Here is a 22,908-nt window from a genome sequence, read left to right on the forward strand (position 1 = left end):
TTGGGAATTTTACCCCGCCGCGGCGGCGACGGGCGTGCGGCGTGGCCGGCAGGCGCGGAGGCCGGTCATGGCGCCTCGTCCACCCGGTCCAAGTCGTCCCCGGCGAAAAACCGGCCTGCGCGGAAGAAGCGGATTGCCAGCCGCGCGGCCTCGCTGGAGAACAGCATCCCGCTGTGGCTGGCACGGATCACGGCATGGTCGGCCAGTCCCGGCAGGCGGGTTTCGGCCACGGCGACCGAGCCGTCGTGCTCCCCTTCGAAATCCCCGAACACGTGCCCCAGCCCGCGCGGCAGCGAGCCGGCTACGGAACCGACTTCGGCAACCCCCTGCCACCGTTCGAAGCCGCGCTCCAGCAGGGGCGCGGCGTGTCCGAGCGTCGCGGCCGCCCAGGGATGCTGGCGCATGCCATGCACCGCGCGGCTACCGCGCAGGGGCGAACCCAGGCACACCACGCGCCGGACCGGAAGCTGCGCATGCTCGTGCAGTGTCTGCAGCGTCACCAGGCCGCCGAGGCTGTGCGCCAGCACATGCGCCGGCCCGCGGGCGAGTTCGTCGCGCAGCCGCCCCGTCGCCTCCGCCGTGCTGCGGGTCACGCCGTGGTAGTGGAACGTCCCGCAATCGAAGCCGGCCTCGCGCAATCGCGCCGCCATCCAGGCCATGACGGTGCCCGGCATCCAGATGCCGTGGACGAGGACGACGCGTTGGGACATGAGGCGGGCTCGCAGGGACCTGCCGGCCGTTTTACCGGCGCGGGACGCGCCGGAACATGAATTCGTGGTCGCGCTGCTTGCCGACGATGAACTCGTATTCCCCGGCCTTCTCGAAGCCATAGCGCGTGTAGAAGCGCTGCGCGCCATGGTTCTCCGACCACACGCTGATCCACAGCGTGCGCGGACCGTCGCGCTCGAGCCAGGCCAGGGCCTGCTCCAGCAGGCGCGCGCCCACGCCGCTGCCCTGCGCAGCGCCGGTCACGTACAGGCGCTTGAGTTCGCCGTCCTCCGGCTTCGCGTCCGCGTGCGGCAGGCCGCAGGGTCCGGCCAGGGCGTAACCGATCGCCTCGCCCTGGTCCTCCGCCAGCCACAGCGCGTACAGCGGGCTCTGCAGGAGCGTCGCGTACGCCGACACCGCGTGCGATTCGTCCAGAAACGCCTGCAGGTCTTCCTGCGAGTACAGGTGACCGAAGGCGTCGACGAACGTGCGCGCACCCAGCTCCGCGAGCACGGCGGCGTCGGTGGGCTGGGCGCGGCGGATCAGCATGTCAGTCGTCGTCTTCTTCGGACTCTTCGTCTTCCTCGTCCGACTCCTCGTCGTCCGACTCCTCGTCGTCCGACTCTTCCTCGTCCTCTTCGTACTCGTAGTCGTCCTCGCCGAAGTCCTCGCCGTCCCAACGGCCTTCGCCGTCCGGAACGAAGGCCAGGGCCATCGCGTTCGGCGCGGATCCCACGCGCACCAGCCAGCCACCGAACACGCGGGCGCGTTCGGTCACCAGGCCGGCGTCGGCGCCTTCATTGGCGAGTCTTTCCCACTGCAGGGCAAATGCGGTCTCGGTCATTTGGTTCATTCCTTGGAGACAAGCTTGGGACGAATCTGTACATGCACTTCCGCCAGCTGCGCGTCCGGCACCGGCGACGGCGCGCCGGTCATCAGGCACTGCGCGGTGGTGGTCTTCGGGAACGCGATCACGTCGCGGATCGACTCGGTGCCCGCCATCAGCGCCGCGATGCGGTCGATGCCGAAGGCGATGCCGCCATGCGGCGGCGCGCCGTACTTGAGCGCATCGAGCAGGAAGCCGAACTTACCCTCGGCCTCTTCCGCGCCGATGCCGAGCAGTTCGAACACCGCCGACTGCATCTGCGAATTGTGGATGCGGATCGAACCGCCGCCGATCTCGTTGCCGTTGAGCACCATGTCGTAGCCGCGCGACACCGCGGTCTTCGCGTTGGCGCGCAGCTCCTCGATCGAATCCACGGCCGGCGCGGTGAACGGGTGGTGCAGCGCGACGTAGCGCTTTTCCTCGTCGTCCCACTCGAACATCGGGAAGTCGGTGACCCACAGCGGACGCCAGGCGTCGGCGACGAGGTTGAAGTCCTTGCCCGCCTTGAGGCGCACCGCACCCATGAAGTCGCTGACCTTGTTGTAGGCGCCGGCGCCGAAGAACACGATGTCGCCGTTGCCGGCGCCGACGTGCCCGAGCAGCGCGGCGAAAGCGTCTTCGCTGAAGAACTTGGCGACCGGCGAATTGATCGCACCGGATTCGTCGATCTTGGCGTAGGCCAGGCCCTTGGCGCCGAACTTGGCCGCGTGCGCGGCGTATTCGTCGATCTGCTTGCGCGACAGCGTCGCGCCGCCGGGGATGCGCAGCGCGGCGACGCGGCCGTCCGGATCATTGGCGGCCGCGGTGAACACGGCGAACTCGCAGCCCTTCACCAGCTCGGCGACATCGACGAGCTCCAGCGCGATGCGCAGGTCCGGCTTGTCCGAACCGTAGCGGCGCATGGCCTCCGCGTAGGTCATGCGCGGGAACGCCGCATCGAGCTCGACGTCTATCACTTCGCGGAACACGACGCGGATCATTTCCTCCACGGTGTCCTGCACGTCGCGCTCGGACACCCACGCGAATTCCATGTCGAGCTGGGTGAACTCGAGCTGGCGGTCGGCGCGCAGGGCCTCGTCGCGGAAGCAGCGCGCGATCTGGTAGTAGCGGTCGAAGCCCGCCATCATCAGGATCTGCTTGAACAGCTGCGGCGACTGCGGCAACGCGTAGAACTCGCCCGGGTGCATGCGCGCCGGCACGAGGAAGTCGCGCGCGCCTTCCGGCGTGGCCTTGGTCAGGATCGGGGTCTCGATGTCCTGGAAGCCGCGCTCGTCGAGGTAACGGCGCAGCGCCTGCACCAGCTTGATCCGCGTGCGCATCTTGCGCTGCATGTCCGGCGTGCGCAGGTCGAGGTAGCGGTACTTGAGGCGGATGTCCTCGCCCGGATTCTCGTGGGCGTGGAACGGCAGCGGCTCGGCCTTGTTGAGCAGCTCGATCTTCGTGGCGACGACTTCGACCTGGCCGGTGCGGATCTTGCTGTTGACCGATTCGCGCTTGCGCACGACGCCGGTGATGCGCAGGCAGTCCTCGTAGCCGACATGAGCGGCCGCTGACAGGACTTCGGCGTTACCCGGAACATTGGCGGCCGGTTCAGCGACGACCTGCACGATGCCTTCATGGTCGCGAAGATCGATGAAGCACAGGCCGCCGAGGTTGCGGGCAACGTCGGCCCAGCCGCACAAGGTCACGGTCTGGCCGATCAGGGCCTCATCGATGAGGCCGCAGAAGTGGGTACGCATGAAGACTCCGGGAAATGCATTCGTTCCGGCCACGGCGTGGGCCAGGCGGCGGCCGCGATACCAGGCGGCCCCGTGGGCGGGGAAGACGGCATTTTAACGGCAGCGGCGCATTACTTGCTGCCGGCGTGTTGTGCACAAGGCAGCGGCGGGCTCCCCGCCGCGGGAATTTCACCGATCGAGAAGGGGCAGCTCATGAAGACGCTGTTGAAACCGATGCTGGCGGCCATGTGCCTGCTGGCCCTGTCCGCGCCGGCCACGGCGCAATACCAGACCCGGGCCTATGCGCCGCAGGATCTGCGCACCCTGTCCTACAACGACCAGGTCCGGGTGATCCGCCAGGAGTACCGGGACCAGGCCGGCCGCGAGATCGCCAATGACCAGCTGCAGTTCTACCTGGACCAGGTCAACCGCTCCAGTTGGCGCTTCAGCGACATCCAGCGGGACATCTCGCAGTCGCTGGCCGGCAACTCCACCGGTCCGATCGCGGGCGGCGCCATCCGCTGCGAAAGCACCGACAACCGCAACCGCGTCTGCCGGACGCCCTGGAACGGGTTCTCCCGGCTGGGCCGTCAGCTGTCCGGGACCCGCTGCGTCGAAGGCAGCAACTGGAGCTCGCAGAACGGGCAGGTCACGGTCTGGGGCGGCTGCCGCGCCGAATTCGTCGAGGGCTGGGGTGGCGGCCAGGCCGGCACGATCCGTTGCGAGAGTTCGGACAACCGCACCCGCAACTGCGCGACGCCCTGGCGCGGACGCTCCCAGGTGGTCCGGCAGCTTTCCGACCGCGCCTGTCGCGAAGGCCAGAACTGGAACAGCAGCAACGGCCAGGTCACGGTCTGGGCGGGCTGCCGTGCCGAGTTCGGTCCGATCCGCGGCAACTGGAACGGTGGCGGCAATGGCTACACCGTGACGTGCGCCAGCGACAACGGCCGCTACACCACCTGCAACTGGCCGCCGGGCCAGGGCCGGCCGCGCCTGATCCAGCAACTGTCGGAGCAGAGCTGCATCGAGGGGCGCACCTGGGGCATGGCCAGCGGCAATCGCATCTGGGTCGACGGCGGCTGCCGCGGCCGCTTCGGCAACTGACGGCGGGCAATCCGCAGAAAAGCAACGGCGGCCTCGGCCGCCGTTCCTTTTTTGCGACTTTACCGCTTGGCCATGTCAGGTGGGTTTCGCCGCGGATTTGGCCGGCTCGGACTTCTTTTCGGCGGGCTTGCTCTCGGCAGGCTTGCTCTCGGCTGGCTTCGCCTCCGCCGGCTTGCTGCTGTCGGTGGCCGGTGAGGACCCGCCCTCGCCCGCCAGGTTGCGCTTCTTGTCCCCGTCCTTCTTGAAGTCGGTCTCGTACCAGCCGCCGCCGGCCAGGCGGAACTGCGGCGCCGTCAGCTGACGTCGCACCTGCTCCTGGTTGCAGGCCGGGCAGCTCGCGGGGTCCGGATCGGACAGCTTTTGCAGGCGGTCGAAGCTATGGCCGCAGGCGGCACATTCGAAGGCGTAGATGGGCATGGGCGGGGAAAACGTGCTGCGAACAGAGGCCCAGAGTCTGGGGGCGTTGCGACCCAAATCAAGCGGCGCCCCGCCCGGCCATGCAGGATGACCGGGCGGCGCCGGGTCACTGCTTCTCGATGTAATTGACGCTGGTCGACCGGATGAAGTTGTACGGCTGGGCGTAGCTGGAGCTGCCCAGCAGGTAGGACTCCTGCAGGCCATACAGGCGGTTGCCCACCCGGGCGAGCGGCCGGAAGTAGCGGATCTGGTACGGGGCGCACTGGGTCGCACCGCGCAGATAGGCCTGGGCGCAGCTGCTGAACCCGCTGGTGTACGGGACGCCCGTACTGACATTGGCGCGGTAACGGGTCTCGTAAAGGCTGCCATCGAACAGCTGCCAGCCGAAACGAACCCTAAAGTCGTAGGGGCCATCCGGCGGGTCGTAGTAGTACGTATCGTTGCGGGTGGTCGTGCCATCCGGCTTGCGATCGAAAACGGTGGTGACCGGCACCAGGTCTTGGGTGTAGCCGTAGGGCGTCCGCGCGGAATCGAAACTCCAGTAGCGCCAGATCCCCGACGGCGCCAGGTCGGCGAAGTCGCCCGACAGGTTCGCATTGATCATGCCGGTCAGACCGACCACCGACAGGGTGTCCGCGCCGTCCTGGGAACGCGCCAGGAACGCCAGCGTATCCACCGCGTCATTGGCGTGCTCCAGGCGCCAGTAATTCGCGGTCACGTTGAGATACGTCAGGTCCAACCGCATGCGGCGGTTGATGCTCCACTGGAACAGCTCGCTTCCGTTCGCCACCACCGGCTGGCCGATGGCGTCGATCTTCAAGCCCACGCGCTCGGTGGAGCCGAGGTTGTTGCCGCTGAAGTGATGCACCGCGCTTTCGCAGGTCTCCAGTTGCTGCGCTACCCCCGTCGCCAGTGACCGCTTGCAGGCAAACGGCAAGCCGCGATCGCCGGCCACGTCCGTCGGCCGGAACGGCAGCACGCCGTCGAGGCTGGAGACCGCGTACAGCGCCAGGCGTGAAGCGGATTTCGGTGCCTGTGCGGGGTATTCCGGATAGCTTATGACCACTTCGGTACGCACGGCCCACAGACTGTAACGGTCGCCGGCGAAGAGCTGGCGATAGGTTTCACGCACGATCTGGCTGCGCTCCACCGCGAACACGCTGGTCTGGGACGGATCCACCGGGGTGCCGGTCAATGCGTCCGAAGTGACGGTCCCCTGCGCGGCCAGCACGAAGTCGCCGGATGCCGGGAAGCTGGGCGTGAAACGCGAGTTCCGCCGGGAGTCGGCGTAGGAATTCCAGCTGCTGCCGTCCTGGCTGAGGATTCGCACGCCCGGGTTGAACATCGCGATGCCGCGCGGAGGGATGGCGCCCGTCAGCAGCATGTTCGGACTCAACTGGCCCGGAAGGATCGGCACCGACGGGGCCGACATGGGATTGAAGCTGCCACTGCCGTTCTGCGCGATGTATGCGCGGTAAGCGGTTCGATCCCGGAGCAGCGCGTAGCCGTCGGGGAAGCCTGCCGGCAACACGGTGCGACCTTGGGCGAGGTCATCGAGAATGCCGGCGGCCGCGAACAGGTCGTCGCTCATGAGGGAACGGACCACGCGCTCGTGCTCGGCGTCCGACGCCGGCAGGCGGCCGAGTTCACGCTGGACGAAGAAGTACATCGCGGTGCTGAAAGGCGTGACGCGGACGCGATCCGATTCGGCTGCGGACAGGCGTCCGTCGGTGCCGGCCTGCCGCTTGAGCTTTCCGAAGCTGCCGAGCAGCGAGGCGAAGCGGTAGCTGGGGGTCGCGATCTCCATCGAGACCATGTCGTTGCTCTGGGCGCTGCTGACGACGAAGCTGTAATCCGGCGAGACCGAGATGGCGCGCGTTGAGACCGCGTTGCCCACGCGCAGGGTCAGCGTGCCCGCCATCGGCGCGCTGCCAATGACGGTGCCGTCGATCGTGACCGACGCGACCGCCCCCGGCCGCGCGGACGTCGTGCGCGCGGTGGAAAGCGCCTGGGCCTGCTGGCGCTCCAATTGCCGCTCGGCGCGGACGGCAGCCAGCTCCGATGTGAAAACAAGCGCAGCGGCACCGCCGGCGGTCAGCACGCAGGCGACCGCCATCCATTTCTTCAGATTCATCCCTTCCCCTAAGTCAGTACGAGCGCAACTGGGACGGCATGGTAGCGGGATGCACAGGTGCGATGACAGCCCGGCCCGCGGCGGGGCCGCGAGCGATCACGCCGCGTCGTACAGGGATAGCAACGCTTCCTCGGCGGTGGCCAGGTCAGCAGCCAACGCATCGCGCTGGCGCGACAACTCGCTGGCATTGGTGCCGCCATCGGCATAGACATCGGGATCGGCCAGGTCCATGTCGATGGCGTGCAGCTTCGACTCCAGCTCGGCGACGCGGGCCTCGGCCTCGGCCAGCTTGTGCGCATTCGGTGCCTTCTTCTTCGACCCGGCCACCACGGGCGCGGGGGCGGCCTTCGCCGGCGCCTTGGGCTTGGCCTCGCTGCTCTCGCGCGTGCGCAGCCACACCGCGTAGGCATCGAGGTCGCCGTCGAACGGCTGCGCCACGCCATCGGCCACGCGCCAGAACGTTTCGCAGACCAGGCCGATCAGGTGGCGGTCGTGCGAGACCAGCACGATCGCGCCATCGAACGTCGCCAGCGCTTCGGCCAGGGCCTCGCGCATGTCCAGGTCGAGGTGGTTGGTCGGTTCATCGAGCAGCAGCACGTTGGGCTGGCGCCATGCGATCAATGCCAGCGCGAGGCGCGCACGTTCGCCGCCGGAGAACTTGTCGACCGATTCGAACGCGCGGTCGCCGGGGAAATTCCACTTGCCGAGGAAGTCGCGCAGCTGCTGCGTCGACACGCCCGGGGCGATGTCGCCGAGGTGATCGATCGGGCTGGTGCCCTCGCGCAGCGACTCCACCGTGTGCTGGGCGAAGTAGCCGATGCGCAGGTCCGGATGGCCGCCGCGCTCGCCGGTGAGCAGCGGGATCTCGCCGACCAGCGACTTCACCAGCGTCGACTTGCCGGCGCCATTGGGGCCGAGCAGTGCGACCCGGTCGCCGGCTTCGAGGATGAAACTTACCTGGTCGAGAACCACGTGCTCGCCATAGCCGCAATCGGCATGCATCAGGCGCAGCAGCGCGTGCGGCAGCTTCGCCGGCGGCGGGAATTCGATCCGCAGCGCGCGCTCGACGCGCACCGCCTCGGTGTTGGCCATCTTGGCCAGGCGCTTGACCCGCGACTGCGCCTGCTTGGCCTTGGCGGCGCTGGCGCTGAAGCGGTCGATGAAGCTCTGCAGGTGCGCGCGCTCGGCCTGCACCTTCTCGTGGGTGATCTGCTGCAGGCGCAGGTGCTCGGCGCGCTGGCGCTCGAACGCGGTGTAGTCGCCGGTGTACAGCTTGGCCTTGCCGTCGTGCAGGTGCAGCGTGTGGGTGGTGACCTCGTCTAGGAACTCGCGGTCGTGCGAGATCAGCAGCAGCGTGCCCGGATACTTCAACAGCCACTGCTCCAGCCACAGCACCGCGTCGAGGTCGAGGTGGTTGGTGGGTTCGTCGAGCAGCAGCAGGTCCGACGGCGTCATCAGCGCGCGCGCCAGGTTCAGGCGCACGCGCCAGCCGCCCGAGAATTCCTTCACGGCGCGCTCGTGGGTGTCGGGCGTGAAGCCCAGGCCGTGCAGCAGCTTGCCCGCGCGCGCGGTGGCGTCGTAGCCGCCGATCTCCTCAAGCCGGTGGTGCGCCTCGGCGACGGCTTCCCAGTCTTCGCGTTCCATCGCCTCGCGCTCGGCGCGCAGCACGGCGTGCACCACAGCGTCGCCGGAGAGGACGAAGTCGAGCGCGGGATCGTCGAGCGCCGGGGTTTCCTGCGCGACGCTGGCGATGCGCACGCGCGCGGGGACGTCGATGTCGCCGCGGTCGGCCTCGACCTCGCCCTGGATCGCCGCGAACAGCGAGGACTTGCCGGTGCCGTTGCGGCCGATCACGCCCACGCGCCAGCCCGCGTGCAGGGCCAGGTCGACGTTGGACAAAAGGAGGCGCTCGCCCCGGCGCAGGGCGAAATCACGGAAAGCAATCATGGGCTGTATTGTACGGGGACGGCCCGGTGAATCCGGCCGCACAGGCTCCATGAAATGATCGTCCCCGCGCTCGACCGGCCTTAGTGGGGCCGGCCTTCGCCGGACTGGCCTTTGCAGGATGGGGCCGTTGCCCGCGCCGCGCTGGATGCCGCCCTCCCGTGGCCCCAATGGGTATCGACGCCCACCGACAACGAGGTCGAATGCACCACACCTCCCTCATCGCCATCCTCGTTGCCGGCTTCGGCCTGGCCTTCATCTTCGGCGCGGTGGCGCAGCGCCTGCGCCTGTCGCCGCTGGTGGGCTACCTGGTTGCCGGGATCATCGCCGGCCCGTTTACGCCGGGCTTCGTCGGCGACCAGACGCTCGCGCCGCAGCTGGCGGAGATCGGCGTGATCCTGCTGATGTTCGGCGTCGGCCTGCATTTCTCGCTGAAGGACCTGCTCGAGGTAAAGCGGATCGCGGTACCGGGCGCACTGGTCCAGATCGTGTTCGTGTCGCTGCTGGGCTGGGCGCTGGGGCGGTCGTTCGGTTGGAACAATGGCGCGGCGCTGGTGTTCGGCATCTCGCTCTCGGTGGCCAGTACCGTGGTGGTGCTGCGCGCGCTGGAGGAGCGCCGCCTGCTCGACACCACCCGCGGCCGCATCGCGGTGGGCTGGCTGATCGTCGAAGACCTGGTGATGGTGCTGGTGCTGGTGCTGCTGCCGGCGATGGTCGGCATGCTCAAGGGCCAAGGCGGCGACGCCACCGCGATCCTCACCGAATTGATCAAGACCGTGTTCAAGGTCGGCGCCTTCATCGCGGTGATGCTGCTGGTCGGACGCCGGGTGGTGCCATGGATCCTCGAACGCGTGGCCGGCACCGGCTCGCGCGAACTGTTCACCCTGTGCGTGCTGGCGATCGCGCTGGGCGTGGCGTTCGGTTCGGCCGAACTGTTCGGCGTCTCCTTCGCCCTGGGCGCGTTCTTCGCCGGCCTGCTGCTCAACGAATCCGAGTTCAGCCATGAAGCCGCGAACGAGACCCTGCCGCTGCGCGACGCGTTCGCGGTGCTGTTCTTCGTCTCGGTCGGCATGCTGTTCAACCCGAGCATCCTGATCGAGCGCCCGGTGGAGGTGCTGGCGACCTTCGCGATCGTGGTGGCAGGCAACGGCATGGCCGCCTGGTCGGTGTCGCGGTTGCTCGGCAAGACCGGCACGACCGCGCTGCTGCTGGGGATCTCGCTCTCCCAGATCGGCGAGTTCTCCTTCATCCTCGCCGGCCTCGGCGTGCAGCTGCAGGTGCTGCCCAAGGACGGCCAGGACCTGATCCTCGCCGGCGCCCTGCTCTCGATCACCTTCAACCCGCTGCTGATGGCATGGCTGGATCGCCGCACCGCGGCCGAGAAGCGCATCGCGCAGAAGCGGGCCGACGACGAAGCGCCGCCGATTCCGGAAGGCATCCGCGACCACGTGCTGCTGGTGGGCTACGGCCGCGTCGGCCGCGAATTCGCCCGGGTGCTGCGCGAGCATGGCGTGCCGCTGGTGGTGATCGACGGCGAGGACTACCTGGTCGACCGCGCCCGCGCCGACGGCCTGCCGGCGATCCGCGGCAACGCCGTCAACGAAAGCGTGCTGCGCGAAGCCGCACCCGAGCGCGCGCACATGGCGTTGCTGGCAATACCCAACGCGCTGGAAGCCGGCGAGATCATCGCCACCCTGCGCAAGGTGAATCCGACCCTGAGCATCGTCGCCCGCGGCCACAGCGACACCGAGGTCAAGCACCTGCTCGAACACGGCGCGGACGCCGCGGTGATGGCCGAGCGCGAACTCGCGCACAGCTTCGCCGAGATGGTCATGGCGACGCCGCCCTACCGCGGCGGACGCCACCTGCCGCCGGCCACGACCTGACGGGAGACATGACATGACGGACGAAACCCAACGCGAAGCGCGCCTCACCCCGGTCCAGGCCCGCATCCTCGGCTCGCTGGTCGAGAAGGAAGCCACCACGCCGGACGCCTATCCGCTCACGCTCAACGCGATCGTGCTGGCCTGCAACCAGAAGACCGCGCGCGAACCGACCATGGAACTCGCGTCCGACGAAGTGGCGCAGGCGCTGCGGCAGCTGGAACCCAAGGGCTGGGTGAAGTCGCAGCATTCCAGCCGCGCCGAGCGCTATTCGCATCGGGTCGAACGCATGCTGGAGGTCACCCAGCCGCAGTGCGCGCTGCTCGCCCTGCTGATGCTGCGCGGGCCGCAGACCGCGCATGAGCTGATGACGCGCGGCGAGCGCATGGCGAAATTCGAATCGGTGGACGACGTGGTACACGCGCTGGAGCGCCTGGCCAGTCGCGGCCTGGCCGTAATGCTGCCGCGACAGGGCGGCCAGCGCGGCGACCGCTACGCGCACCTGCTGTGCGGCGAGCCGGACGTCGCGGTCGACGCGGCCGACACGGCTCCCGCCGCCACGCGTACCGGCTTGGCCGAGCGCATCAACGACCTGGAAGCGCGGGTGGCGGAACTCGAGGCGCGCCTGGCGGCGCTCGGCAGCACGAACTCCGAAGGGTGAAACCCGCGATGCCGCTGCCCGCGGCGTAGCAGGCGCATGACGCCGGCACGCTAACCGGCCACGCTCAGGGCAGGAACAGCCGCATCGCCGCCTCGGGATGCGACGGAAAGTAGAAGTGCACGAAGCTCGCGGTCAGGCGCCGATCGCGGTACACCGCTTCCCGGCTGGGCGCGCCGTTGGGATTGGTCGCGGTGGCCAGCGGCGGGGCGGCGATGTCGGCCTGCGCGTGGTGAAAGGTGTGCCCGCGCAATTGGCCTTCCGGGAGCTGCACCGCCTGCAGTCCGATCGCGGCCAGCTGCGGTTGCAGGCGGGCATCGCCGCGCAACAGGCCGGCCATGGGCAGCGACGCGCCATCCACCCCCGCCAGCGAATCCAGTGCGTACAGCATGCCGCCGCACTCGGCCAGCAGCGGCTTGCCGGCATCGCGGTGCGCGTGCAGCGCATCGCGCAGATGCAGGTTCTGCGCGAGCGCGTGCAGATGCAACTCCGGATAGCCGCCCGGTAGCCACACGGCATCGCAATCGGGCAACGCATCGCCGGCGACCGGCGAGAAGAAGCGCAGCACCGCGCCGGCCGCGTGCAACAGTTCGAGGTTGGCCGGGTAGAGGAAGCAGAACGCGTCGTCGCGGGCGACGGCAATGCGCACGCCGCGCAATCGCGGGGCGACCGGCGCCGCATCGCCGCGGGGAAAGGCGACGGGCGGCGGCAGCGATGCATCGGCGTGCACGGCCCAGGCGTCGGCGAGCGCATCGAGCCTGGCCTCCAGATCGTCGAGTTCGCCGGCCGATACCAGCCCCAGGTGCCGCTCCGGCAGCGCCAGGCGATCGTCGTCCGGCAAGGCGCCGAGCCAGCGCAGCGGCGCCGGCAGGCTCTGCGCGAGCAGTTGCGCGTGGTAGGCGCCGCCGATGCGATTGGCCGCGACGCCATGGACCTGGACGCCATCGTGGTAACGCGCCAATCCCATGGCCACCGCGCCGAAGGTCTGCGCCATCGCGCCACCGTCGATCACCGCGAGTACGGGCAGGCCTAGGGTCTGCGCCAGATCGGCGCTGGAGGGCGCGCCGTCGAACAATCCCATCGCGCCTTCGACCAGGATCAGGTCGGCTTCCGCCGCGGCCGCGTGCAGGCGCGCACGCACGTCCGCCTCGCCGTTCATCCACAGGTCGAGCTGGTACGCCGGATGGCCGCTGGCGCGCGCGTGCACCATCGGGTCGAGGAAGTCCGGCCCGGTCTTGAAGACACGCACCCGCCGGCCCTGGCGTGTGTGCCAGCGCGCGAGCGCGGCGGTGACGCTGGTCTTGCCCTGGCCGGAGGCGGGTGCGGATACGAGCAGCGCGGGACAGTGGCGATCGGCGGTCATCGTTGCGGCCTGGGTTCGCCCGTGACCTTACCGCGCGACGCCGCTGCGCGCCGCTCCGCTTCCGGAGCGACGCGCATGCGGACTCACTCCGCCGGGCGGTAACGCACGCTCAGCAGGTAGGTACGGCCCAGCTGGTTGTAGAACGCAGCGGTTTCGTACCGCTTGTCGAACACGTTGTCGGCATTGAGCTGCACCGTCCACGCCGGCGTCAGCGCGTAGCCCAGGCGCAGGTCGGTGGTGGCATAGCCGCCCATGCGGCGGGTGTTGGCCGGATCGTCGTAGCGATAGCCCGCCGCCGTGACGCTGGCACCAAGGTTGAAGGCACCGAAGCGGCGGTCGGCATCGAAGCGCGCGGACTGGCGGGCGCGGCGCGGCAGCAGGTTGTCGCGGTCCTGGCCTTCGTCGTCGCGCGGATCCAGCCAGGTCGCGCTGCCGTGCAGGCTCCAGCCGGCCAGCGTGGTTTCGCCGGTGAGCTCGACGCCGCGGATGCGTGCGCTGTCGATGTTGTTGGCGCCGCCGAAGGGCAGCCCGGCGCGCGGCGTCGGATCGTAGGCGATCAGGTCCTCGGCGCGGGTCTCGAACGCATTGACCGACCAGCCGCCCCACGCATGCTGGCCACGTAGGTCCAGTTCCGCGCTGCGCGACGTTTCCGGCTGCAGGGTCGGATCGCCGAAGAACGGGAAGTACAGTTCGTTGAAGCTCGGCGCCTTGTAGGCGGTGCCGTAGCGCGCGGTGAAGCGCAGCGCCTGGGTGAAGTCCCAGCCCCACAGCACCGCGCCCGTGGTCTCGCCGCCGAACTGGTCGTCCTCGTCGCGGCGCACGCTCAGCTGCAGCGAATGCGCACCGAACGTGCGCTGCCACTGGCCGAACGCGCCACGGTCGATGCGCTGGGTGACCGCGTATCCTGCGTCGCTGTCGACGCGGTCGCGCAGCCAGTCGAAGCCCACCGAGAACACGCCACCAGCCGCGGCGATGTCGGCCTGCAGCGACGCCTGGCGGCGATGGGTGTCGAAATGCCCCACCGCGGCCGCATCCTTGTAGTCGTCGCTGAGGTCGGCGCTCTCGCCCGCGTTGAGCGTGAGGGTGAGGGCCTGCGTCGGCCGGTAGCGCAGGCGCGCGTTGGCGATCTGCTCGACCACGCTGGAACGGTTCTGGAAGTCGCCGTCGTATTCGTTGCGGCCTTCGGCGCGCATGAGCCGCGCTTCGGCATCCCACTGCTCGTTGAAGCGGTAGCCGCCCTGCGCGGACAGCGACGTGTTGCGGTAAGCGTCCTTGTCGGGCTCGCTGGTGAAACAACCGGCGAAGACCGGGAAGCCCGCGCCGCGGCAGCTGTCGATGCCGTCGGTGCGCTCGTGCGCCGCATTCACCGAATACCAGCCGCTCTCGCCGCGGCCACCGACGCCGGCGGCCAGGCGCGCGGTGTCGTGGCTGCCGACCGCGAGACTGAAGTTCGGCGAGAACGCGCCCTGCGGACGACGGGTGAAGATCTGGATCACGCCGCCGATCGCTTCGGAACCGTACAGGCTGGAGAACGGACCGCGCACGATCTCGATGCGCTCGATCTGGTCGACCGGGATGTCCTGCAGCGCCGCCTTGCCGGCGGTCGCCGAGCCGATCCGGATGCCGTCGACCAGCACGATCACGTGGTCGGATTCGGCGCCGCGCAGGAACACCGAGCTTTCCTTGCCCATGCCGCCGTTGTTGGAAATCGCCAGGCCGACCTGGCCGCGCAGCAGGTCCGGCAGCGACGCCGGCTGCAGGCGATCGATCTGCGCACGCGTGATCACGCTGAGCGCCGCCAGGGTGGCGTCCTGCGCCTGCGCGGTGCGCGACGCGGTGACGATGACATCGTCGATGTCGGTGGCCTGGGCCGAAGCATCGGCGGCGAAGGCGGGTGCGCTGGTGAGCATCGCGCACACGAGGCCGGCCGCCAGCGGCGAGCGGCGGGTAAGACGGGAACTGCGGAACTGCATGGGAAACTCCTTGGAACGCGCCTGCCCGCGCGTGGTGTCGGGAACGAAAGACAGGCGGAAGGAGCGCGAGACGCCACGCGACAGCGAGGCCCCCGCGACAATGCCCACCGCATGTCGGGTCAGGCCTGTGGCCGGTCTCCGGGCTCGTGCGCGGACGCGTCATCGCGTCCGGGAGCGGCGCCTTCCCGTGCAGTGCGCACAGTGGCATTCGCCGGTCCCGAGCCATCCTGGCTCAACACTTACCGTTGCGGGGGCAGCTCCGGAATTGCTCGTCGTGTCGACCAGACACGCGGCGCACCGGATTCCCGTTTCAACCACCGGCCTGGCCGGCGGTCACCTCAGGCGGCGCGCAGTCTAGCGTGTTCCCCAGGCTCGCGTCCGGTGAACCCCAAAGTTTGCTGCGCAAACTTCGGGCCCCTACGCGCGCTGCCACACCCCCATTCGCGCCTGCGGCGCGAATCGCCCCCTGACTCAGGGGGCTGCGGCTCTTGAAGTCCCGCCGGTCAACATGGTGCGCACACAGACCTGCCTCCCGGCCCGATCGCCGCGGCGTCAGCCCTTGCGGAACACCAGCTGCCCGCCTTCGGCCTCGACCTGCACCGTGTCGCCACTGGCGAACTCGCCCGCGAGGATGCGCTGCGCCAGCGGGTTCTCCAGTTGCTGCTGCACCGCGCGCTTGAGCGGACGCGCGCCGTACACCGGGTCGAAGCCGACGTTGCCGAGCAGCGCGAGCGCGTTGTCGGACAGCGCCAGCTTGAGGCCGCGCTCGGCCAGGCGCTTGTCGAGGCCACGCAACTGGATCCGCGCGATCTCGCGGATCTGCGCCTTGTCGAGCGGATGGAACACGACGATATCGTCGAGGCGGTTGATGAACTCCGGGCGGAAGTGCGCCTGCACCACGCCCATCACCGCGGCCTTCATCTGCGTGTACGCCTCGGGCGAGTCGTCGCTGGCCATGTCCTGGATCATCTGGCTGCCCAGGTTCGAGGTCATGATGATCACGGTGTTGCGGAAATCGACCGTGCGGCCCTGGCCGTCGGTGAGGCGGCCGTCGTCGAGCACCTGCAGCAGGATGTTGAACACGTCCGGATGCGCCTTCTCGACCTCGTCGAGCAGGATCACGCTGTAGGGACGGCGGCGCACCGCCTCGGTGAGATACCCGCCTTCCTCGTAGCCGACGTAGCCCGGAGGCGCGCCGACCAGGCGACTCACCGCGTGCTTCTCCATGAACTCGCTCATGTCGATGCGCACCATCGCGTCCGCGCTGTCGAACAGGAATTCGGCCAGCGCCTTCGACAGCTCGGTCTTGCCCACGCCGGTCGGGCCGAGGAACAGGAACGAACCCGAGGGCCGGTTCGGATCGGACAGGCCCGCGCGCGATCGGCGCACCGCGTCGGCGACAACCTTGATCGCCTCGTCCTGGCCGACCACGCGGCCATGCAGCACGTCTTCCATCTTCAGTAGCTTCTCGCGCTCGCCCTCGAGCATCTTGCTGACCGGGATGCCGGTCCAGCGCGAGACGACCTCGGCGATCTCCTCCGCGGTGACCTTGTCCTGCAGCAGCGTGAAGCCCTTGGTCTCGGCCTCCTGCGCGGCGTGCAGCTGCTTCTCGAGTTCGGGAATGCGGCCGTACTGGATCTCGCTCATCGCGGCGAAGTCCTGCTTGCGCTGCGCCGCCTCGAGTTCGAGCTTGGCCTGCTCGATCTGCTCCTTGATCTTGGTCGCGCCCTGCAGCGTGGCCTTCTCGGCCTTCCACACTTCCTCGAGGTCGTTGAACTCGCGCTCCAGGCGGGCGATCTCGTCCTCGAGGTCGGCCAGGCGCTGCTTGGAGGCCTCGTCCTTCTCCTTCTTCAGCGCCTCGCGCTGGATCTTGAGCTGGATCAGGCGGCGCTCCTTGCGGTCGAGCTCCTCCGGCTTGGAGTCGATCTCCATGCGGATGCGCGAGGCGGCCTCGTCCATCAGGTCGATGGCCTTGTCGGGCAGCTGGCGGTCGGCGATGTAGCGGTGCGACAGCGTGGCCGCGGCGACGATCGCCGGGTCGGTGATCTCCACGCCGTGGTGCACGGCGTACTTCTCCTTCAGGCCGCGCAGGATGGCAATGGTGTCCTCGACGCTGGGCTCGCCCACGAACACCTTCTGGAAGCGGCGCTCCAGCGCGGCGTCCTTCTCCACGTACTTGCGGTATTCGTCGAGCGTGGTCGCGCCGATGCAGTGCAGCTCGCCGCGTGCGAGCGCGGGCTTGAGCATGTTGCCGGCGTCCATCGCGCCCTCGGCCTTGCCGGCGCCGACCATGGTGTGCAGTTCGTCGATGAAGAGGATCACCTGCCCTTCGTTCTTGGCCAGGTCGTTGAGTACCGCCTTCAGCCGTTCCTCGAACTCGCCGCGGAACTTGGCGCCGGCGATCAGCGCGCCCATGTCCAGCGACAGCACGCGCTTGCCACGCAGGCCTTCGGGCACTTCGCCGTTGATGATGCGCTGGGCCAGGCCCTCGACGATCGCGGTCTTGCCGACGCCGGGCTCGCCGATCAGCACGGGATTGTTCTTGGTCCGGCGCTGCAGCACCTGGATGGTGCGACGGATCTCCTCGTCGCGGCCGACCACCGGATCGAGCTTGCCGCTCTCGGCGCGCGCGGTGAGGTCGATGGTGTACTTGTCGAGCGCCTGGCGCTGGTCCTCGGCGTTCTCCGACTGCACCGCCTCGCCGCCGCGGACCTTGTCGATCGCCGCCTCGAGCTTCTGCCTGCTCGCACCGGCGGCCTTGAGCGCGCGGCCGACTTCGCCGCTGTCGTCGAGCGCCGCGAGCACGAACAGCTCGGTGGCGATGAAGCCGTCGCCGCGCTGCTGGGCGAACTTGTCGGTGACGTTGAGCAGGCGCGCCAGGTCGTTGCCGACGCTGACATTGCCGGCCTGGCCGGTCACCTTCGGCAGCTTCTCCAGCGCCTCGCCCAGGCGCTCGCGCAGCAGCGGCACGTTCACCCCGGCTTGCGCCAGCAAGGGTCGCGTGCTGCCGCCGCTCTGCTCGAGCAGCGCGGTCATCAGGTGCACCGGCTCGATGACGCTGTGGTCGCGACCGACGGCGAGCGACTGCGCATCGCTCAGGGCCTGCTGGAAGCGCGATGTGAGCTTGTCCATCCGCATGGGAAACCTCTGGAAAAGTCGGGGCGGCGCCCGGCCGCAATGCTCCGGAAATGCGGCCGCGGCGCTGGCTTTCAAGCGCCCGGCCACCCCATCCACCTGACGCTTACATACCGGTCATCACAATGCCGTGCATGAGCGCAGACCCCGCCCGCCTGCCGCCGCCCCCGCCTCCCACCGCCCGGTGGGCCCTGTTCCTCGACGTCGACGGCACCCTGCTGGATCTGGCGAGCTCGCCCGAGGGCGTGCAGGTCCCTGCCGACCTCGTCGGCGACCTGCAACGCATGCACGCAGCGCTGGGCGGAGCGCTGGCACTGGTCAGCGGACGGCGGCTGGAGGCAATCGACGCCCTGTTCGCGCCATTGCGCCTGCCCGCGATCGGCCTGCACGGCCTGCAACGGCGCGAGGGCATCCGCGACGGGCATGCGCTTCCGCCCGCGTTCGCTTCGGTGCTCGCCGCCGCGCGCGACCTGGCCGCGAAATTCCCGGGCGCACTGGTGGAGGACAAAGGCATCACCATCGCCCTGCACTGGCGCAACGCACCCGTCGCCGAAGAGCCGCTGCACGAGTTCGCCAACTCGGCGCTGATCGACCTGCCCGGCTACTGCCTGCAACCCGGGCACGACGTGCTGGAACTGCGGCCCGATGGCCACGACAAGGGCGATGCGATCGTCGCGTTGCTGGAAAGTGACGGCTTCCGCGACCGCGTGCCGGTGTTCATCGGCGACGACCTGACCGACGAGCACGGCTTCGACGCGGTCAACGCGCGCCATGGCATCAGCGTGCTGGTTGGCACGCGGGCGGACAGCGCCGCCACGCACGCCCTGCACGACCCGAAGGCGGTGCGCGCGTGGTTGCGCGAAGCCGCATACGCGCTGTCGCCCGAGGAGGCGGCCGCCTGACCCACGGCCGCGGTGGCCCTCCGTCGAAAGGATTTGCGCATGTCCACGCTCGATCTCGGCATCATCGGCAACGGCAGCATCGCGGCACTGGTCGACGACCGTGCCCGCATCGTGTGGGGCTGCGTCCCCGCCTTCGACAGCGATCCGGCCTTCTGCGCGCTGCTCTCGCCCAGGATCGACGGCGGCGACTACACCATCGAGCTGCAGGACTGCGTCGCCGCCGAACAGCACTACCTGCCCAACACCGCGGTCCTGCGCACGGTGCTGCGCGACGGCAACGGCGGCGCGGTGGAGATCACCGACTTCGCCCCGCGCTGGCGCCACCACGACCGCTTCTTCCGCCCGGTGATGCTGATGCGGCGCGTGCGTCCGCTGTCGGGCAGCCCGCGCATCCGCGTGCTGCTGCGGCCGCTGGCCGACTACGGCGCGCGCATTCCCGAGATCACCTGGGGCAGCAACCACGTGCGCTATCTGCTCGCGGGCGTCACCCTGCGGCTCACCTGCGACGTGCCGGTGCGCATGGTGCGCGATGCCTTGCCGTTCGTGCTCGATCGCGACATCCACCTGGTGCTTGGGCCCGATGAAACGCTGACCCAACCGGTCGGGCCGTACGTGCGCCTGGCCGAGGAGCGCACGGTGGACTACTGGCGCGAATGGACGCGCTTCCTCTCGATTCCGCTGGAATGGCAGGAGGCGGTGATCCGCAGCGCGATCACGCTGAAGCTGTGCCAGTACGAGGACACCGGCGCGATAGTGGCGGCGATCACCACCTCGATCCCGGAAGCTGCGCATACGGTGCGCAACTGGGACTACCGGTATTGCTGGCTGCGCGACGCCGCCTTCGTGGTGCGGGCGCTCAACCGCCTGGGCGCCACGCGCACCATGGAGGACTACCTGCGCTACCTGTCCAACCTGGCGACGTTCGAGTCCGGTGCGTTGCAGCCGCTGTACGGCATCGGCTTCGAGACCGAACTGACCGAGGAGGAAGTGCCCTCGCTCGCGGGCTACCGCGGCATGGGCCCGGTGCGCCGCGGCAACCTGGCCTGGCTGCAGAAGCAGCACGACGTTTACGGCAGCGTGGTGCTGGCCTCGACCCAGCTGTTCTTCGACCAGCGCCTCAACCGCCCCGGTGACGCCACCAGCTTCGCGCGCCTTGAGCCGATCGGCGAGCGCGCGTTCGAACTCTATGAGCAACCCGACGCGGGCTTGTGGGAGTTCCGCGGCCGTGCCGAGACGCACACCTACTCCGCCGCCATGTGCTGGGCGGCCTGCGACCGCCTCGCCAAGATCGCGCTGCACCTGCGCCTGCCGGAGCGGGCCGCGTTCTGGCGCGTGCGCGCCGACCAGATGCACGTGCGCATCATGGACGCCGCGCTGGATGCCGAACGCGGCCACTTCGTCGACACCTTCGGCGGCCATCGCCTCGACGCGTCGCTGCTGTTGCTGGCGGACCTGGGCTTCATTGCCGCCGACGATCCGCGCTTCATCGCCACGGTCGAGGCCATCGGCCGCGACCTCAAGCGTGGCGACGCGCTATACCGCTACACCGCCGCCGACGACTTCGGCGTGCCGGAGACCAGCTTCACCATCTGCACGTTCTGGTACATCGATGCGCTGGCCGCGATCGGGCGCAAGGACGAGGCGCGCGGCATGTTCGAGCGGCTGCTGGCCAAGCGCAATCCGCTGGGCCTGCTGTCGGAGGACCTGGCCTTCGACGGCGAGCCGTGGGGCAATTTCCCGCAGACGTACTCGCACGTGGGCCTGATCATCGCGGCGATGCGCCTGTCGCGGCCATGGCGGGACGCGGTGTGAGCAGGCTGGTGATGGTGTCCAATCGCGTCGCCACGCCCGGCGAGGCGCGCGCCGGCGGCCTGGCCATCGCGCTGAAAGCCGCGATCGAGGAAGCCGGCGGGCTGTGGTTCGGCTGGAGCGGCCACGTCGCGGCGGAATCCGGGCGCATGCACGAAACCCTGGTCGGCAAGATCCGCTACGTCACCGTCGACCTGTCGGAACAGGACCGCGACGACTACTACCACGGCTTCGCCAACCGCACGCTGTGGCCGCTGCTGCACTTCCGCATGGACCTGGTCGACTACAGCCGCGAAATGTATGCGGGTTACCGCCGCGTCAATGCGCTGTTCGCGGAAAAGCTGGCGCCGTTGTTGCACGAGGACGACGTGGTCTGGGTGCACGACTACCACCTGATCCCGCTGGCGCAGTCGCTGCGCGAGCGCGGCATCCGCTGCCGGCTCGGTTTCTTCCTGCACGTGCCGATGCCGTCCTCGGACCTGCTCGCCGCGTTGCCCGACCATCGCCGCCTGTTCGAGGGCCTGTCGGCCTACGACCTCGTCGGCTTCCAGACCGAACGCGACCTCGAACGCTTCCAGGATTACGTGCGCCTGTTCGGCCGCGGCCGCGTGGTCGAGCACGGCGTGCTGGAAACCGCCGAAGGCCGCCGCCTGCGTGCCGGCGCGTTTCCGATCAGCATCGACACCGCGCGCATCAGCGAACTGGCCGCGCGTTCGGTCGGCAAGGCCAGCGCGAAGCGGCTGGCGGCGAGCCTGTCCGGGCGCGCGCTCGCGATCGGCGTGGACCGGCTGGACTATTCAAAGGGACTGCCCGAGCGCTTTCGCGCCTTCGAGCGCTACCTGGAGCGCCATCCCGAGCAGCGCGGGCGCATGACCTACCTGCAGATCGCGCCGGTCTCGCGCGGCGAGGTGCCGGAATACCGCACCCTGCGCCAGGAGCTGGAGCAGCTCGCCGGCCACATCAACGGCACCCACGCCGATGCCGACTGGACGCCGGTGCGCTACGTCAACCGCAACTATCCGCACGCGTCGCTGACCGGCTTCTACCGGCTCGCGCGGGTCGCGCTGGTGACGCCGCTGCGCGACGGCATGAACCTGGTGGCCAAGGAATTCGTCGCCGCGCAGGACGGCGCGGATCCGGGCGTGCTGGTGCTATCGAGCTTCGCCGGGGCCGCGCGCGAACTCCCGCAGGCGCTGCTGGTGAATCCCTACGACCTGGACGGCGTCGCCGATGCGATCGCGGCCGCGGTGACGATGCCGCTGGAAGAGCGGCGCGAACGCTGGCAGGCGATGATGGCCCAGCTGCGCCAGCACGACATCACCGCGTGGCGGCAGCATTTCCTCGCGACCTTGCGCGCGGCCTGACGATCAGGAAGCGATCTCGCGACCTCCGCGTCGCCGGCAAGGTGCTGGTGCAGGTGCAGCGCGCGTATTTGCCTCGGCAACGCAGCGAAGCGGTGGCCCGGCAAGGCCCGAAAGGGCAGCGTCGCCGCCCGGCGTCAGCGCGCGGGATCCATCCACACCAGCGACGCCATGCGCCCGGTGCGCTGGTCGCGGCGATGCGAATAGAACGACTGCGGATCGGCGATCGTGCACAGCGCGCCGCCGTGGATGTCGTGCGCGCGCAGGCCGGCCTTTTCCAGGCGGCGGTGGGCGAGCGCGTAAAGGTCGACGTGCCAGTGCTGCGGACGCGTGCTGGTGAAGGCGCGCCCTGCGCCCCAGTCGTTGGCCACGAACGCGTCGTAGACCTCGACCCCGACTTCGTAGCGCTGGGGGCCCGCGGCCGGACCGAGCCAGGCCAGGAGCCGATCCGGCGGCGTGCGCAGCCGGGCGATCGTGGCTTCCAGCACGCCGGCGGAGAGTCCGCGCCAGCCCGCGTGCGCGGCGCCGACTTCGCTGCCGTCCTTGGCCGCGAACAGCACCGGCATGCAGTCGGCGGTGAGGATGGCGAGTACCACGCCCGGGGTGGCGGTCACCGCGGCGTCGGCCTCGGGTTCGGCGGTCGCGTGCGTGCCATCGATGCGCACGTCATCGACGCGTACAACCCCGGTGCCGTGCACCTGGCGCAGCCAGTGCGGCGCGGACGGCAGGCGCGCGAACTCGGCCAGTTGCTGGCGGTTGCGGAGCACCGCGGTCTCGTCGTCGCCCGCGCGCAGGCCCAGGTTGAAACTGTCGAACGGCGCCTGCGACACCCCGGCGCCGTGGCGCAGCGTGGTGAAGCCATGCACCGACTTGGGCACGGGCCAGGCGGCCGGAAGGAAGGCGGGGTGCATGG

The 22,908-nt window shown here is 69.3% G+C and carries 17 protein-coding genes and 1 riboswitch; of the genes, 6 read left to right on the top strand and 11 right to left on the bottom strand.

Going from position 1 to position 22,908, the window contains the following annotated elements:
- Positions 1–65: 65 nt before the first annotated feature.
- The 4 genes from BP05_RS07100 to aspS are packed head-to-tail and all read right to left on the bottom strand — an operon-like array spanning position 66 to position 3,333.
- Positions 66–710 carry an esterase/lipase family protein gene (locus tag BP05_RS07100; protein ID WP_496361889.1) on the bottom strand — a complete coding sequence of 215 codons (645 nt, stop codon included), beginning with the start codon at positions 708–710 and terminating at the stop codon, positions 66–68.
- A 31-nt stretch (positions 711–741) separates the two neighbouring features.
- Positions 742–1,257 carry a GNAT family N-acetyltransferase gene (locus BP05_RS07105; RefSeq protein ID WP_496361891.1) on the bottom strand — a complete coding sequence of 172 codons (516 nt, stop codon included), beginning with the start codon at positions 1,255–1,257 and terminating at the stop codon, positions 742–744.
- 1 nt (position 1,258) lies between these two features.
- On the bottom strand, positions 1,259–1,552 hold the full coding sequence (locus tag BP05_RS07110; RefSeq protein ID WP_496361893.1) for a DNA primase: 294 nt from the start codon (positions 1,550–1,552) through the stop codon (positions 1,259–1,261).
- Between the two features lie 5 nt (positions 1,553–1,557).
- Positions 1,558–3,333: an aspartate--tRNA ligase gene (aspS, locus tag BP05_RS07115; RefSeq protein WP_496361895.1), complete on the bottom strand. Its 1,776-nt coding sequence runs from the start codon at positions 3,331–3,333 to the stop codon at positions 1,558–1,560.
- Positions 3,334–3,525: 192 nt separating this feature from the next.
- On the opposite strand from aspS, the gene BP05_RS07120 reads away from it, so the two are divergent.
- Positions 3,526–4,416, top strand: coding sequence for a DUF3011 domain-containing protein (locus BP05_RS07120; RefSeq protein ID WP_496361897.1), 891 nt, complete (start codon positions 3,526–3,528; stop codon positions 4,414–4,416).
- Between the two features lie 75 nt (positions 4,417–4,491).
- On the opposite strand, the gene BP05_RS07125 is transcribed toward BP05_RS07120, so the two are convergent.
- The 3 genes from BP05_RS07125 to BP05_RS07135 all read right to left on the bottom strand — a co-directional run bounded on the left by BP05_RS07125 (position 4,492) and on the right by BP05_RS07135 (position 8,914).
- The gene (locus BP05_RS07125) at positions 4,492–4,833 is read right to left on the bottom strand and encodes an FmdB family zinc ribbon protein (RefSeq protein WP_496361898.1); all 342 of its coding nucleotides are present in this window, start codon (positions 4,831–4,833) and stop codon (positions 4,492–4,494) included.
- Positions 4,834–4,939: 106 nt separating this feature from the next.
- Complete coding sequence (locus BP05_RS07130; RefSeq protein ID WP_496361900.1) at positions 4,940–6,967, bottom strand: hypothetical protein; 2,028 nt, start codon at positions 6,965–6,967, stop codon at positions 4,940–4,942.
- 96 nt (positions 6,968–7,063) lie between these two features.
- Entirely contained in the window at positions 7,064–8,914 is a 1,851-nt protein-coding gene (locus BP05_RS07135; RefSeq protein ID WP_496361902.1) for an ABC-F family ATP-binding cassette domain-containing protein, read from the bottom strand.
- A 200-nt stretch (positions 8,915–9,114) separates the two neighbouring features.
- Between BP05_RS07135 and ybaL the strand changes: the two genes are divergently transcribed.
- Both ybaL and BP05_RS07145 read left to right on the top strand, forming a co-directional pair.
- Positions 9,115–10,797, top strand: a complete 1,683-nt coding sequence (gene ybaL / locus BP05_RS07140; RefSeq protein ID WP_496361904.1) for a YbaL family putative K(+) efflux transporter — start codon at positions 9,115–9,117, stop codon at positions 10,795–10,797.
- 13 nt (positions 10,798–10,810) lie between these two features.
- The gene (locus tag BP05_RS07145; RefSeq protein WP_496361906.1) at positions 10,811–11,455 is read left to right on the top strand and encodes a YceH family protein; all 645 of its coding nucleotides are present in this window, start codon (positions 10,811–10,813) and stop codon (positions 11,453–11,455) included.
- 64 nt (positions 11,456–11,519) lie between these two features.
- On the opposite strand, the gene BP05_RS07150 is transcribed toward BP05_RS07145, so the two are convergent.
- The 3 genes from BP05_RS07150 to clpB all read right to left on the bottom strand — a co-directional run bounded on the left by BP05_RS07150 (position 11,520) and on the right by clpB (position 17,926).
- Positions 11,520–12,815, bottom strand: a complete 1,296-nt coding sequence (locus BP05_RS07150) for a cobyrinic acid a,c-diamide synthase CobB (RefSeq protein ID WP_496361908.1) — start codon at positions 12,813–12,815, stop codon at positions 11,520–11,522.
- A gap of 83 nt (positions 12,816–12,898) precedes the next feature.
- Entirely contained in the window at positions 12,899–14,788 is a 1,890-nt protein-coding gene (btuB, locus tag BP05_RS07155; RefSeq protein WP_496361910.1) for a TonB-dependent vitamin B12 receptor, read from the bottom strand.
- Between the two features lie 112 nt (positions 14,789–14,900).
- Positions 14,901–15,144, bottom strand: a riboswitch (cobalamin riboswitch).
- A gap of 196 nt (positions 15,145–15,340) precedes the next feature.
- On the bottom strand, positions 15,341–17,926 hold the full coding sequence (clpB, locus tag BP05_RS07160) for an ATP-dependent chaperone ClpB (RefSeq protein ID WP_496361912.1): 2,586 nt from the start codon (positions 17,924–17,926) through the stop codon (positions 15,341–15,343).
- 131 nt (positions 17,927–18,057) lie between these two features.
- On the opposite strand from clpB, the gene otsB reads away from it, so the two are divergent.
- Genes otsB through otsA form a run of 3 tightly spaced genes read left to right on the top strand, consistent with a single transcriptional unit; the run spans position 18,058 to position 21,998 of the window.
- Positions 18,058–18,825 (top strand): trehalose-phosphatase, encoded by a 768-nt coding sequence (gene otsB / locus BP05_RS07165; protein ID WP_496361914.1) that lies wholly within the window; start codon positions 18,058–18,060, stop codon positions 18,823–18,825.
- Positions 18,826–18,864: 39 nt separating this feature from the next.
- Complete coding sequence (locus tag BP05_RS07170; protein ID WP_496361916.1) at positions 18,865–20,637, top strand: glycoside hydrolase family 15 protein; 1,773 nt, start codon at positions 18,865–18,867, stop codon at positions 20,635–20,637.
- Positions 20,634–21,998 (top strand): alpha,alpha-trehalose-phosphate synthase (UDP-forming), encoded by a 1,365-nt coding sequence (otsA, locus tag BP05_RS07175; protein ID WP_496362322.1) that lies wholly within the window; start codon positions 20,634–20,636, stop codon positions 21,996–21,998. The genes BP05_RS07170 and otsA overlap by 4 nt, the downstream gene beginning before the upstream one ends.
- Before the next feature lie 134 nt (positions 21,999–22,132).
- Here the strand turns inward: otsA and pgeF are convergent, their stop codons facing one another.
- Entirely contained in the window at positions 22,133–22,906 is a 774-nt protein-coding gene (pgeF, locus tag BP05_RS07180; RefSeq protein WP_496361918.1) for a peptidoglycan editing factor PgeF, read from the bottom strand.
- Positions 22,907–22,908 lie beyond the last annotated feature (2 nt).

The organism is Lysobacter oryzae DSM 21044 (assembly GCF_059568595.1).